The organism is Xanthobacter oligotrophicus (assembly GCF_008364685.1).
GTDB classification, from domain to species: domain Bacteria; phylum Pseudomonadota; class Alphaproteobacteria; order Rhizobiales; family Xanthobacteraceae; genus Xanthobacter; species Xanthobacter oligotrophicus.
Genome location: NZ_VTTL01000001.1, coordinates 435,989 through 449,380, shown reverse-complemented (window position 1 = coordinate 449,380; position 13,392 = coordinate 435,989). Strand labels below are relative to the sequence as shown.

Genomic DNA, 13,392 nt, shown 5'->3' with positions numbered 1-13,392 from the left:
TCGGCCGGCAGTGGGGGACAGCCGAGCGTCACGCGTCCTGCGCGACGACACGACAGTGGACTTTTGGGATGCGTCAAGGCAATCGACAGGCCGGCCGCCATAAGGGGCCGGACATGACCGGCGCGGGCGCGCCGCGGGGAGGGGGGCTTCGCGCATGAACGTCGCGGCAGCGTTTTTCTATCTCTTCGCCTTCGTGCTGGTGGCGTCCGCCTTCATGGTGATCTCCTCCCGCAACCCGGTGCAGTCCGTCCTGTTCCTCATCCTCGCCTTCGTGAATGCGGCGGGACTCTTCATCCTGATCGGGGCGGAGTTCCTCGCCCTGATCCTGGTGGTGGTCTATGTGGGCGCGGTGGCGGTGCTCTTCCTCTTCGTCGTGATGATGCTCGACGTGGACTTCGTGGAACTGCGCCAGGGCTTCCTGCAATACCTGCCGGTGGGCCTCGTGATCGGGCTCATCTTCCTCGCCGAGCTGGTGCTGATCGCCGGGGCCTGGGTGATGGGGCCAGGAGTCACTTCCGCGGTGAAGTCGGCGCCGCCCTCCGCCGGTGACGTGGGCAACGTCCAAGCCATCGGGCGCGTGCTCTACACCGACTACATCTATTTCTTCCAGGCGGCGGGCTTGGTGCTTCTCGTCGCCATGATCGGCGCCATCGTGCTCACCCTCCGCCACAAGGTGAACGTGAAGCGCCAGAACGTTTCGGCGCAGGTCGCGCGCACTGCCAAGACCGCCATGGACGTGGTCAAGGTGCGCCCCGGCCAAGGCCTTTGAGGGGGATGGGCATGGTCATCGGTCTCTCCCACTATCTCACCGTCGCGGCGATCCTGTTCACGCTGGGAACGCTCGGCATCTTCCTCAACCGGAAGAACGTGATCGTCATCCTCATGTCGGTGGAGCTGATCCTGCTCGCCGTGAACATCAACCTGGTGTCGTTCTCGGCCTTTCTCGGGAACCTGACCGGCCAGGTGTTCGCGCTGTTCGTCCTCACCGTCGCGGCGGCCGAGGCGGCCATCGGCCTCGCCATCCTCGTGGTGTTCTACCGCAACCGCGGTTCGATCGCCGTCGAGGACATCAACGCCATGAAGGGCTGAGGCCATGTATCAGGCGATCGTCTTCTTCCCCCTCCTCGGCTTCCTCATCGCCGGCCTGTTCGGCCGCACCATGGGCGCGCGGGCGAGCGAGGTGGTGACCACCTCCCTGCTCTTCATCGCCTGCTTCCTGGCCTGGATTGCCTTCTTCAGCGTCGGCTTCGGCGACCACGACACGCGCGTCCAGGTGATGCAGTGGATCCATGTGGGCGACCTCAAGGTCGACTGGGCGTTCCGGGTCGACACCATGACCGTGATCATGCTGATCGTGGTCACCACCGTGTCCTCCCTCGTGCACCTGTATTCCATCGGCTACATGCACGAGGACCCGAGCCGGCCGCGCTTCTTCGCCTATCTGTCCCTCTTCACCTTCGCCATGCTGATGCTGGTGACGGCGGACAACCTGCTCCAGCTGTTCTTCGGCTGGGAGGGCGTGGGCCTCGCCTCCTACCTGCTCATCGGCTTCTGGTACGAGAAGCCCTCGGCCAATGCGGCGGCCATGAAGGCCTTTGTGGTCAACCGCGTGGGTGATTTCGGCTTCATGCTGGGCATCTTCGCCATCTTCGTGATGACGGGCTCCATCGCCTTCGAGCAGGTGTTCGCGGCGGCCCCCTCGCTGGCCGGCAAGACCATTCCCTTCCTCGGCCACCACTGGGATGCGCCCACGGTCATCGCCCTGCTGCTGTTTGTCGGCGCCATGGGCAAGTCGGCGCAGTTCCTGCTGCACACCTGGCTGCCGGACGCCATGGAGGGGCCAACCCCGGTGTCCGCCCTCATCCACGCCGCCACCATGGTGACCGCCGGCGTGTTCATGGTGGCGCGCATGTCGCCCATCTTCGAGCTGTCGCAGACCGCGCTCAACGTGGTGATGCTGATCGGCGCCACCACCGCCATGTTCGCGGCCACGGTGGCTCTGGTGCAGAACGACATCAAGAAGGTGATCGCCTATTCCACCTGTTCCCAGCTCGGCTACATGTTCGTGGCCATGGGGGCGGGGGCCTATTCCATCGGCGTGTTCCACCTGGTGACGCACGCCTGTTTCAAGGCCCTCCTGTTCCTCTGCGCCGGCTCGGTCATCAATGCGATGCACCATGAGCAGGACATGCGGAACATGGGCGGGCTCTACAAGAAGATCCCCTTCACCTACGGCATGATGCTGATCGGGACCCTGGCCATCACCGGCTTCCCCTTCCTCGCGGGTTATTACTCGAAGGACGCCATCATCGAATCGGCCTGGGCCTCGCACAATTATTTCGCCCTCTACGGCTGGGTGATGACGGTGGCGGCGGCGGCGCTGACCTCGTTCTATTCCTGGCGGCTGATTTTCCTCACCTTCCACGGCCACCCGCACGATCACCATCACTATGAGGCGGCGCATGAGTCGCCGCGGGTGATGACCATTCCGCTGGGCGTGCTGGCGGTGGGCTCGGTGATCGCGGGCTTTGCGCTGTACAACGTGTTCGTGGGCGAGGGCGTGCACCACTTCTTCCGCGACTCCATCTTCATGGGCGCGGAAAACCACATCCTCCACGCGATCCACGACATCCCGCTGTGGGCGAAGTACCTGCCGACCCTCATGATGGTGCTCGGCTTCGTGATCGCCTACTGGTTCTACGTGGTCGACCGCACGGTCCCGGTGGCGCTCGCCAAGTCGCAGGATGCGCTCTACCAGTTCCTGCTCAACAAGTGGTACTTCGACGAGCTCTACGACCGCATCTTCGTGAAGCCGGCCCTGTGGATCGGCCGGCTGCTGTGGAAGCGCGGCGACGGCACCATCATCGACGGCTTCGGCCCCAACGGCGTGTCGGCGCGGGTGCTCGACGTCACGCGCGGGGTGGTGCGGCTCCAGACCGGCTACCTCTACCACTACGCCTTCGTGATGCTCATCGGCGTCGCGGCTTTCATCACCTGGTTCATGTTCGCCGGAGTGTGACGATGACCGACTGGCCCATCCTCTCCGTCGTAACCTTCCTGCCGATCGTCGGCGCGCTCTTCATCCTGGTGGTGCGGGGCGACGACGAGGTCACCGCGCGCAACGCCCGCTGGGTGGCGCTGTGGACGACGCTTGTCACCTTCGTGGTGTCGCTGCTGCTGCTGCCGGGCTTCGACGCCGCCGCGCCGGGCTTCCAGTTCGTGGAGAAGAAGGCGTGGCTGGGCGAGCTTGCCGCCTACCACATGGGCGTGGACGGCATCTCGCTGCCCTTCGTCATTCTCACCACCTTCCTCATGCCCTTCTGCATCCTCGCCTCCTGGGAGAGCGTGCATAAGCGCGTGAAGGAATACATGATCGCGTTCCTGGTGCTCGAAACGCTGATGATCGGCACCTTCTGCGCGCTGGATCTCGTCCTCTTCTACTTCTTCTTCGAGGGCGGCCTCATCCCGATGTTCCTCATCATCGGAATCTGGGGCGGTCAGCGGCGCATCTACGCGGCCTTCAAGTTCTTCCTCTACACGCTGGCCGGCTCCGTGCTGATGATGCTCGCCATCATGGCCATGTACTGGCAGTCCGGCACCACGGACGTACCGACACTGCTGACCCACGGCTTCCCGTCCGGGATGCAGACCTGGCTGTGGCTGGCCTTCTTCGCCTCCTTCGCGGTGAAGATGCCCATGTGGCCGGTGCACACCTGGCTGCCCGACGCCCACGTGGAGGCGCCCACCGCCGGCTCCGTCATCCTGGCCGGCGTGCTGCTGAAGATGGGCGGCTACGGCTTCCTGCGCTACTCGCTGCCCATGTTCCCGGAAGCGAGCCACTATTTCGCGCCGCTGGTGTTCACCCTCTCGGTGGTGGCCATCATCTACACGTCGCTGGTGGCCCTCGTTCAGGAGGACATCAAGAAGCTGATCGCTTATTCGTCCATCGCCCACATGGGCTTTGTGACTATGGGCATCTTCGCCATGAACGAGCAGGGCCTGCAGGGGGCCATGTTCCTCATGATCTCCCACGGTTTTGTCTCCGGCGCGCTGTTCCTGTGCGTGGGCGTCATCTATGACCGCCTGCACACCCGCGAGATCGCGGCCTACGGCGGCCTCGTGCACCGCATGCCGCTCTACGCCACGGTGCTGATGATCTTCACCATGGCGAACGTGGGCCTGCCGGGCACCTCGGGCTTTGTCGGGGAGTTCCTGACCATGCTCGCCGCTTTCGAGCGCAACACCTGGATCGCCTTCTTCGCGGCGACCGGCGTGATCCTCTCGGCGGGCTATGCTCTGTGGCTCTACCTGCGCGTCATCTTCGGGCCGCTCGAGAAGGAGAAGCTGAAGACCATGATGGACCTCTCCCCCCGGGAGATCGTGATCATGGTGCCTCTGGTGGTCCTCACCATTCTCTTCGGCATCTGGCCCGCGCCTATCCTCAACATGACATCCCATGCGGTGAACGCGGTCGTCGCGCGTACCGATTCTGTGGCGGGTGCGGTGAAGACCGCACTGCTGCTGAGCTTTTAGATCTCGAGGTCGCCTCAATGACGCAGCTCCTGCCTCCCATCGGCGCGGTCCTGCCCGAACTGGTGCTCGCCGTCTCGGCGATCGTGCTGATCTTGATCGGCGCGTTCCGCGGCGAGGGCTCGGCGAACCTCGTCACCGGCCTTGCCATCGCCGTGCTTGCGGCGGTCGGCGTGCTGATACTGCTTCAGCCCGCGGCCGAGGTCATCGCCTTCAACGGCTCCCTCGTGGTGGATGCCTACAGCCGCTTCATGAAGCTCCTGGCCGTGCTCGGCGCCGTGGTCTCGCTGATCATGGCGGTGGACTGGCAGGCGCGGGAGAAGCAGGCGAAGTTCGAATATGCCGTGCTCATCGTCATCGCGACGCTTGGCATGTGCATGCTGGTGTCGGCGGGTGACCTGATCGCGCTCTATCTCGGCCTCGAGCTGATGAGCCTGTCGCTTTATGTGGTGGCCTCCATCAACCGCGATTCCATCCGCTCCACCGAGGCCGGCCTGAAGTATTTTGTTCTCGGCGCCCTGTCCTCGGGCATGCTGCTCTACGGCGCCTCGTTCATCTATGGCTTCACCGGCTCGGTGAACTTCCTGCAGATCGCCGCCGTGGCCAAGGAGCCCAGCCCCGGGCTCATCTTCGGCATCGTGTTCCTGCTGGCGGGCCTGTGCTTCAAGGTGTCGGCGGTGCCGTTCCACATGTGGACGCCGGACGTTTACGAGGGCGCGCCGACCCCGGTCACGGCCTTCTTCGCCTCCGCGCCCAAGGTGGCGGCCATGGCCATCTTCGTGCGCGTCGTCATCGAGGCGTTCCCGCACGTGACCCACCAGTGGCAGCAGATCGTCGCCTTCGTCTCGCTCGCCTCCATGGTGCTCGGCGCCTTCGCCGCCATCGGCCAGCGCAACATCAAGCGCCTGCTGGCCTATTCCTCCATCGGCCACATGGGCTTCGCGCTGGTGGGTCTGGCCGCCGGCACGGCCGAGGGCGTGCGCGGCGTGCTGCTGTACATGACCATCTATGTGGTGATGACGCTGGGCACCTTCGCCTGCGTGCTCACCATGCGCCGCAAGGGCCAGGCGGTGGAGACCATCGAGGATTTGTCCGGCCTCGCCCGTCGCAACCCGCTGATGGCGCTGGCGCTGGGCGCGCTCATGTTCTCGCTGGCCGGCATCCCGCCGCTGGCCGGCTTCCTCGCCAAATACTATGTGTTCGTGGCGGCGATCCAGGCCGGGCTCTACGGCCTCGCGGTGGTGGGCGTGCTTGCCTCGGTGGTGGGCGCCTTCTATTACCTGCGCGTGGTCAAGATCATGTATTTCGACGAGCCGGTCGAGGCCTTCGACCCCATGCCGACGGAGCTGAAGGCGGTGCTGGCAGTGAGCGGGCTTTTCACCATCTTCTATTTCGTCTATCCCGCTCCTCTTATTGAGGCGGCGGGTGCCGCTGCCCGTTCGCTCTTCTGATCGATGGCTCATTACGAATTCCAGGGTTCCACGGTTCCCATCGTCCGCTTCACCCAGATCGGCTCCACCAACGCCGAGGGGATGGCACGCCTTGCCCGCAGCGAGACGTTCCCGGTCTGGCTGGTGGCGGACATCCAGACCGCCGGCCGCGGCCGGCGGGGCCGACCTTGGACCTCCGAGCTCGGCAATCTGTTCGCCAGCCTCGTGCTGCCGAACCCGGCACCGGTGGCCAACCTGGCGCAGCTGTGCTTCGTGGCGGGCCTTGCCCTTCGCGACGCCGTGCTCGCGGCCGCGCCGCAGATCCGGCCGGACGCGCTGAAGCTCAAGTGGCCCAACGACCTGCTGCTGGACGGTGGCAAGGTTGCCGGCATCCTGGTGGAAGGCGGCTCCGATCCTTCGGGCCGGCCGGCGGCGGTGATCGGCTTCGGCGTCAACTGCCTGCACCATCCCGACGATCTGCCCTACCGGGCCACCAGCCTCGAGGAATCCGGCGCACCCACGGCGCCGGACCGGTTGCTGGAGGCGCTTGACCTCGCCATGGCGGTGCGGCTCAACCAGTGGAACGCGGGCGCGGGCTTTCCCGCCATCCGCACCGATTGGATGCGCTATGCGCTCGGCATGGGCGACCAGGTAAGCGTCAAGATCGGCGAGCGCGAGGTGGTGGGCCGTTTCGAGAACATAGACACCCGCGGCGCCATGATGCTGCGCCGCAAGGACGGCATCGCCGAGATCATCACGGCGGGCGACGTCTCCCTCGGCAAGTCGGATTGAGAAGCAGGATTGAGCCGCGCAGACATCGTGCGGCCCCTTGCATTGCGGCCCGCGGGCCGCTTCATTGGGATCGATCCTGATTGCCCGCCCCTGGCCGGAGCGGACCACCTCCGCCGGCCTCCTGATTTTCGGCGCGCCCGTCCGCGTGCCCCGGTCTTTGCCGGGGCCTTGTCGGCGCGGGTGCCGCGTTTGGAAGTGACCCTTTGATGGCACCAACCGACGAACTGGTCTTCGCACCCCTGGGTGGGGTCGGCGAGATCGGCATGAACCTCGGCCTGTACGGCTTCGGTCCGCGCAAGGCCCGCACCTGGCTCATCGTCGATCTCGGCATGAGCTTCGCGGGCGAGGAGGCGCCGGGCGTCGATCTCGTCCTACCCGACATCCGCTTCCTGGAAGCCGAGAAGAAGCACATCGCCGGCCTCGTCCTCACCCACGCCCACGAGGACCATATCGGCGCGGTTCTGGACCTGTGGCCGCGCCTGAAGTGCCCCATCTACACCACCCGCTTCACGGCGGGTCTGCTGGAGGCCAAGCGCGCGGGCGAGCCCGGCGCGCCGTCCCAGCTGCCGATCACCGTGGTGCACAGCGGCGGCACCGTGGAGATCGGCCCGTTCGGGGTGGAATTCATCCCGGTCGCCCACTCGATCCCCGACAGCCACGCCCTGGCGATCCGCACCCCGGTGGGGCTGGTGGTGCACACCGGCGACTGGAAGCTCGACCCGACCCCGGTGGTCGGCCTGCCCACGGATGTCGCCCGCCTGAAGGCTCTGGGCGACGAGGGCGTGCGCGCCATCATCTGCGATTCCACCAACGCCGTTCGTGACGGCGTCTCGCCGTCCGAGGCGGATGTAGGGGCCTCGCTCCGGGAGATCGTCGGCAAGGCGAAGCACCGGGTGGCCTTCACCACCTTCTCCTCCAACGTGGCGCGCATCCGCGGCATCGCCGAATCGGCCTATGCCAATGGCCGCGAGGTGGTGGTGGTGGGCCGCGCGCTGGAGCGCGTCATCGGCGTCGCCCGCGAGCAGGGCCTGCTGGATGGCGTGCCCGCCTTCCGCACCGCTGAGGCCTACGGCTACCTGCCGCGCGAGAAGGTGGTGGCCATCCTCACCGGAAGCCAGGGCGAGCAGCGCGCCGCGCTGCGCCGCATCGCCGACGACGACCATCCCGAGATCGCCCTGTCGCCCGGCGACCTCGTGGTGTTCTCCTCGCGCACCATTCCCGGCAACGAGAAGGTGGTGAACCACATCGTCAACGCCCTCACCAAAAGGGGCGTCGAGGTGCTGACGGACCGCAAGGCCCTGGTCCACGTGTCCGGCCATCCGCGCCGGGGCGAGCTTGCGGAAATGTACCGCATGGTGCGGCCCCAGGTGTCGATCCCGGTGCATGGCGAGGCGCTGCACCTGCATGAGCATGCACAGCTGGCGAAGAGCCTCGGCGTACCCGAGGTGGTCAATTGCTATGACGGCAACGTCATCCGCCTCGCCCCCGGTCCGGCGGAACGGGTCGACGACGTGCCCTTCGGCCGCCTCTACAAGGACGGCCGCCTGCTGATCCCCGATGGTGGCCGTTCGATCCCGGAGCGGCGCAAGCTTTCCTTCGTGGGCGCGGTGTCTGTGGCGGTCGCGGTGGACCGGCAGGGCGGGCTTGCGGGCGACCCTTCCGTCGAAATCACCGGCGTGCCCGAGCGGGGGGAGGGCGGCATCGACATGCTCGACCATGTGCTCGACACGGTGGTGGCCACGCTAGACACCCTGCCCAAGGCCCGCCGCCGCGATCCCGATGCGCTGGCGGAGACGCTGGAGCGGGCAGTGCGCAGCGCCGTGAACGCGGTGTGGGGCAAGAAGCCGGTGTGCCACGTCCATATCCTGGAGGTGTGAGGCGGGCGGGCCCTGATCCGGTGGATGAGGCTGCCCGTCTTCGACCTCCGGTGTGTTCCGCGCCGGCCCCGCTTGCGGTATGGATCGAAAGACCTGAGCGGAGGAAATCATGATCGGACGCCTGAACCATGTGGCCATCGCGGTGCGCGACATCGCTGCCGCCTCCGCGCTGTATCGCGACACGCTGGGCGCGGACGTCTCGGCCGCCGTGCCGCAGGAAGAGCATGGCGTGACCACGGTGTTCGTCACCCTGCCCAACACCAAGATCGAGTTCCTGGAGCCGCTGGGGGAGAATTCGCCCATCGCCAAGTTCCTGGAGCGCAATCCGGACGGCGGCATCCATCACATCTGCTACGAGGTGGACGACATCCTCACCGCCCGCGACCAGCTGAAGGCAACGGGCGCCCGCGTGCTGGGCTCCGGCGATCCCAAGATCGGCGCCCACGGCAAGCCGGTGCTGTTCCTGCACCCGAAGGACTTCAACGGCACCCTGGTGGAGCTGGAGCAGGCCTGATCCGACGGCGGGCGGTTGCCAGTGGTACCGCTGAAGCCGTTTCTGGACCTGGGAAAAGAGAATGCGTGACCTGATCGGCTTGCCATGCAAGCCGATCAGCGTGCGCCAGTGAGGAACGCCGCGTGTCGATCGGTGCCGTCGTCGCCATCTATTTCATCGTCTGGTGGACCTCGCTGTTCGCGGTCCTGCCCTGGGGCGTGCGCTCTCAGGCGGAGAGCCGGGACATCACGCCCGGCACCGATCCGGGCGCGCCGGTGCGTCCCGCGCTGCTCAAGAAGGCCTTGGCCACCACTATCGTCGCTGCGGTGATCACGGCCGGCATCGTCTGGCTGATCACGAGCGGCATCGTCTCGCTCGAAGACCTGCCCATGCCCTTCGACACCAAGGAGGGGTGAGCTGGGAACAGGTGAGTTTGACGCACGGGCCATTGGCATAGGCCGCGCGGCACCTGAGCTGAGCTGACCCAAGCGGCCTCCGGTCATTGACCGAGGCCGCTGCGATCAGTGGAGTAGCGCGCTGCCGGGATGGGCTGCGCCGGTAGCGATCGGCCCCTGGAGCGCGAGGCGCAGGAAGCGCTCGCTGGTCACCGCGCGGCCAAACAGGTAGCCCTGCCCAAAGCCGCATCCGCGCTCCTTCAGGAAGGCGCATTGCTCGGGCGCCTCGATACCCTCCGCCACCACGTCGAGCCCGAGCGCGCGGGCGATGGAGATGATGGCGGTGGCGATTTCCGCGTCGGCGGCGCGGGGCAGGTCGTGCACGAAGCTGCGGTCAATCTTTAGCTTGGAGATGGGAAAGCGCTTGAGATAGGCCAGCGACGAATAGCCGGTGCCGAAATCGTCGAGCGCGATGCGTACGCCACTGTCGCGCATGTCATGCAGCTTGCGCTCGGCCGCCGCGGCCGCGCCGAACAGCACGTTCTCGGTGATTTCGACCTCCAGTTGCGCAGCGGGAAGCCCGGTGCGCCGGAGCACGCTTTCCATGTGCTCGCACAGGGCGCCGCGCTGGAACTGCCGTGGCGACAGGTTCACGGCGATGAAATCGAGATTGGCCCCCGCCGCGCTCCATTGCACCATCTGGCGGCAGGCCTCTTCCAGCACCCAGTCGCCCAGGGGCTCGATGAGGCCCGTTTCCTCGGCAAGCGGGATGAAGCGGTTGGGCGGGACAAGGCCATGGGCCGGGCTTTGCCAGCGCACCAGCGCCTCCGCTCCCACGATGCGCCCGCTGGCAAGGTCGACCACCGGCTGGAAGTTCAGGCGGAATTCCTCGCGCACGAGGCCGCGCCTGAGGTCCGCCTCCATCTCCATGCGGACCCGCGCGCTGCGGGTGAGGGCCTGGGTGTAGAAGGCATAGATCCCGCGGCCCTGCGCCTTCGCTTCGGCCAAAGCGGTGTTGGCATGCTGGAGCAACTGGGCGGCATCGTCGGCATCGAGCGGATGGAGGCTGATGCCCACGCTGGCGCCCAGATAGATCTCGCCGCCATCCACCGTGAACGGTCGGGCCAGTTCGTCGATGAGGCGGGTGGCGGCCATGGCCGCATCCTGTGGCCCCTCGATCTCCTCGAGGATCACCACGAATTCGTCGGCGCCGTAGTGTCCGAGGGTCGCATCGGCATCGAGCGCGGTGCGGACGCGATCGGCCGCCGCCTTGAGCACGGCATCGCCGGCAATGTGGCCGAGGCTGTCGTTGACGGTCTTGAAGCGGTCGATGTCCAAGAACAGCACAGCGCAGCTCTTGCCGGCCCGGCTGACCGCCAGGTCAAGGAGGGATGCGAGCAGGGTGCGGTTGGGCAGGTCGGTGAGGGGATCGTAATGGGCGATCCGGTCGAGCTCGAATTCGGAATGCGTGATCCGGGTGATGTCCTGGAACGCGCCCACATAGTTCTGCGGCTTGCCCTTCTCGTCATAGACGGTGCGGATGCTGAGCTGCTGGAGGAAAATCTCGCCGTTCTTGCGGCGGTTCCAGATCTCGCCGTGCCAACTGCCTGTCGAGGTGAGCGCCCCCCACATGCAACGATAGAATTCACGGTCGTGCCGGCCTGAATGCATGGTGCGCATGGTCTGGCCGAGGATCTCGTCCTCAGCATAGCCGGTGATCTGCGAAAACGCCGGGTTTACGGCGGAGACCACCGCGTTGAGGTCCGTCACCACCAGGCCGTCGTGGGAGCTGGCGAACACGGCGGCGGCGAGGCGCAGGTGGCGCTCGCTCTGCTTCTGTGCTGTGACATCCGTGACCATGCCCACCACACGGGTCACGTCACCATCGCCATCACGGGTGGCGAGGCCGCGCCACCGCACGTCGCGATTTGCGCCGTCGGGCCGGGAAATCCGGATGTCGAGATCGACGCCGCGCCCGCCGCGGACGAGATCCTTCCGGGCGGTGGCCACCTTGCGCCGGTCCGCGCCGCGCAGCATCTGGCGAAAGGCCCGCCGCACGTCGATGGAGGCGTCGGGGGCGATGCCGAGGATGTCACGGGCACGGGGCGACAGATGCAGGCCGCCGCTGCGCACATGGATGTCGAACACCCCCTGGTCCGACCCCCTGGCCGCCAGATCGAAGCGTTCCTCGCTTTCCCGCAGGGCCGAGCTGTCGCTGCCGGCCGGTCCCGAGCCCGTCGTGGCGTGCATGAGGGCGACCGGCAGGCCGGCAGCGGCTGCGACGCGGACCATGGCCGCGGGTTTATGGGCTTCGGGTTCACGCCCATCACCGCGCTCTCGCGCTCTCAGGATGAGCTTGCATGCGACCATCACCACCAGCAGAAGCAAGACGCTGGCGAGGACCGCGGTCTGGGGGGAGGTCGAGAGCGGAAGTTCGGTCGCCCCCTGCCATGGCTCTGCCGCCGCTGGGCCGGCCCACGCGGCCAAGACCGCCAGGCCCCATGCAGGGATGGAGAGGAACATGGCACCGCGGGCCCTCATTGTCCCATCTGTCCAGTGCTCCGCCTCACGTCCCGCCGGAAGCACGCCGGCAGGAGCAACGCCATGGCATATTAGTACCTCTATAATGTGGATTTATAGTTCTTTTCCCCATCAGAAACAATGGTTCAGGCATTGCTGCCGGTGCTGCAACCCTGCGTCATTTCGGACTCGGCCGTCGAACCGCACCGCAGGGGCGGAATAGCCGTTCGGCCCACGCCCATGGTTTCGATCTACCGCCACGATCATATGGAGCCTTGTGAGGGCGCCCATCATCCTCCATTTATGGGAGGTGCCCGCCGTCCTTGAAACGGCAAGGCTCGGAGATTACCCATGAGCGTTGCTTCAGAACCGTCCGCCGCAGCCCCGGCCACTTCGCCCGCCAAGCGGAGCCTGCCGCCTGTCATCCGCATCACCGATGCGGCCGCCGACCAGCTGCGCGAGATCCTCGCCGCGGCGGAGCCGGGTACGGCGTTGCGCGTGGGCATCGAGAATGGCGGCTGCGCCGGCATGTCCTACAAAATGGATTTCACCACGCAGATCGCCCCCTTCGACTCGGTCGTCGAGGACAAGGGCGTGAAGGTGGTGGTGGACACCAAGGCCGTGCTCTTCCTGCTCGGCACCGAGATGGACTTCAAGACCGACAAGGTCTCGTCCCAGTTCGTGTTCAACAATCCCAACCAGACCTCTTCCTGCGGCTGCGGAGAATCGGTCGCGATCACGCCGGTCGATACGGGCGCCGCGTCCGGGCAGGGCTGAACAAAGGCTCATTGCTGGGTTCAGCTGCGGTTCATCCGCACGGGGACAAGAGAAGCGCGCGGCGTGCACGCCGCGCCGGCTTCACAGCACGAAAGGTGCCATCTTGACCCCATCTCCTCTCGCCGCCCTTCTGGCGAGCCCCATCTTCGGCGTCGTCGCGCGCCTGCTGCTCACCTTCATTTTCTGGGGCGCGGGCCTCGACAAGCTGATGAATTATCAGGCCACCCTGGCCGAGATGTCGTTCTTCGGCGTCGAGCCCGCGGGCCTGTTCGCACCGGCGGTCATCGCCGTGCTGCTCATCGGCTCCGTCCTGGTGGTGCTGAACCGCGCGGCGTGGCTCGGCTTCGGCATGCTGGCGGTGTTCACGGCGCTGACCATCCCCATCGCCCATCCGTTCTGGGCCATGGACGGCGAAAAGCGGCTGTTCGAGTTCCACGTGGTGGTGGAGCACATCAGCCTCATCGGCGGGCTGATGGTGGGCGCGATCCTGTGCCGGAAGCTGGAGCTGGAGCGCCTGGGGCGCGAGGCGCGCCTCGCGCAGGGCGACGCGCTGGCGCGGAAGGCGTGAAGGCGCGGAA

The 13,392-nt window shown here is 66.4% G+C and carries 12 protein-coding genes; 11 read left to right on the top strand and 1 reads right to left on the bottom strand.

The window, feature by feature from the left end; all coding sequences use genetic code 11:
- The first annotated feature begins 154 nt into the window (after positions 1-154).
- From FZ033_RS01945 to FZ033_RS01905, 9 genes are all read left to right on the top strand, one after another.
- Positions 155-769, top strand: coding sequence for an NADH-quinone oxidoreductase subunit J (locus FZ033_RS01945; protein WP_149574478.1), 615 nt, complete (start codon positions 155-157; stop codon positions 767-769).
- Positions 770-780: 11 nt separating this feature from the next.
- The gene (gene nuoK, locus FZ033_RS01940; RefSeq protein WP_149574477.1) at positions 781-1,089 is read left to right on the top strand and encodes an NADH-quinone oxidoreductase subunit NuoK; all 309 of its coding nucleotides are present in this window, start codon (positions 781-783) and stop codon (positions 1,087-1,089) included.
- Positions 1,090-1,093: 4 nt separating this feature from the next.
- Positions 1,094-3,019, top strand: a complete 1,926-nt coding sequence (nuoL, locus tag FZ033_RS01935) for an NADH-quinone oxidoreductase subunit L (RefSeq protein ID WP_149574476.1) — start codon at positions 1,094-1,096, stop codon at positions 3,017-3,019.
- Positions 3,020-3,021: 2 nt separating this feature from the next.
- The gene (locus FZ033_RS01930; RefSeq protein WP_149574475.1) at positions 3,022-4,533 is read left to right on the top strand and encodes an NADH-quinone oxidoreductase subunit M; all 1,512 of its coding nucleotides are present in this window, start codon (positions 3,022-3,024) and stop codon (positions 4,531-4,533) included.
- Positions 4,534-4,550: 17 nt separating this feature from the next.
- Positions 4,551-5,981: an NADH-quinone oxidoreductase subunit NuoN gene (nuoN, locus tag FZ033_RS01925; protein WP_149574474.1), complete on the top strand. Its 1,431-nt coding sequence runs from the start codon at positions 4,551-4,553 to the stop codon at positions 5,979-5,981.
- Positions 5,982-5,984: 3 nt separating this feature from the next.
- Entirely contained in the window at positions 5,985-6,752 is a 768-nt protein-coding gene (locus FZ033_RS01920; RefSeq protein WP_149574473.1) for a biotin--[acetyl-CoA-carboxylase] ligase, read from the top strand.
- 206 nt (positions 6,753-6,958) lie between these two features.
- Entirely contained in the window at positions 6,959-8,629 is a 1,671-nt protein-coding gene (locus tag FZ033_RS01915; protein ID WP_149574472.1) for a ribonuclease J, read from the top strand.
- 109 nt (positions 8,630-8,738) lie between these two features.
- Positions 8,739-9,143 (top strand): methylmalonyl-CoA epimerase, encoded by a 405-nt coding sequence (mce, locus tag FZ033_RS01910; RefSeq protein ID WP_138398936.1) that lies wholly within the window; start codon positions 8,739-8,741, stop codon positions 9,141-9,143.
- Positions 9,144-9,265: 122 nt separating this feature from the next.
- On the top strand, positions 9,266-9,538 hold the full coding sequence (locus FZ033_RS01905) for a DUF1467 family protein (protein WP_149574471.1): 273 nt from the start codon (positions 9,266-9,268) through the stop codon (positions 9,536-9,538).
- Positions 9,539-9,643: 105 nt separating this feature from the next.
- Here the strand turns inward: FZ033_RS01905 and FZ033_RS01900 are convergent, their stop codons facing one another.
- Positions 9,644-11,809: a putative bifunctional diguanylate cyclase/phosphodiesterase gene (locus tag FZ033_RS01900; protein WP_188079247.1), complete on the bottom strand. Its 2,166-nt coding sequence runs from the start codon at positions 11,807-11,809 to the stop codon at positions 9,644-9,646.
- 579 nt (positions 11,810-12,388) lie between these two features.
- On the opposite strand from FZ033_RS01900, the gene FZ033_RS01895 reads away from it, so the two are divergent.
- A complete protein-coding gene (locus FZ033_RS01895; protein WP_188079246.1) occupies positions 12,389-12,814 on the top strand; it encodes a HesB/IscA family protein in 426 nt (141 codons plus the stop codon).
- Between the two features lie 103 nt (positions 12,815-12,917).
- Positions 12,918-13,382 (top strand): DoxX family protein, encoded by a 465-nt coding sequence (locus FZ033_RS01890; RefSeq protein ID WP_149574469.1) that lies wholly within the window; start codon positions 12,918-12,920, stop codon positions 13,380-13,382.
- Positions 13,383-13,392 lie beyond the last annotated feature (10 nt).

Coding starts and splice junctions, on each gene's coding strand:
- FZ033_RS01945 (WP_149574478.1), top strand. CDS start 155: ATGAACGTCGCGGCAGCGTTTTTCTATCTCTTCGCCTTCGTGCTGGTG.
- nuoK (WP_149574477.1), top strand. CDS start 781: ATGGTCATCGGTCTCTCCCACTATCTCACCGTCGCGGCGATCCTGTTC.
- nuoL (WP_149574476.1), top strand. CDS start 1,094: ATGTATCAGGCGATCGTCTTCTTCCCCCTCCTCGGCTTCCTCATCGCC.
- FZ033_RS01930 (WP_149574475.1), top strand. CDS start 3,022: ATGACCGACTGGCCCATCCTCTCCGTCGTAACCTTCCTGCCGATCGTC.
- nuoN (WP_149574474.1), top strand. CDS start 4,551: ATGACGCAGCTCCTGCCTCCCATCGGCGCGGTCCTGCCCGAACTGGTG.
- FZ033_RS01920 (WP_149574473.1), top strand. CDS start 5,985: ATGGCTCATTACGAATTCCAGGGTTCCACGGTTCCCATCGTCCGCTTC.
- FZ033_RS01915 (WP_149574472.1), top strand. CDS start 6,959: ATGGCACCAACCGACGAACTGGTCTTCGCACCCCTGGGTGGGGTCGGC.
- mce (WP_138398936.1), top strand. CDS start 8,739: ATGATCGGACGCCTGAACCATGTGGCCATCGCGGTGCGCGACATCGCT.
- FZ033_RS01900 (WP_188079247.1), bottom strand. CDS start 11,809: ATGGTCCGCGTCGCAGCCGCTGCCGGCCTGCCGGTCGCCCTCATGCAC.
- FZ033_RS01895 (WP_188079246.1), top strand. CDS start 12,389: ATGAGCGTTGCTTCAGAACCGTCCGCCGCAGCCCCGGCCACTTCGCCC.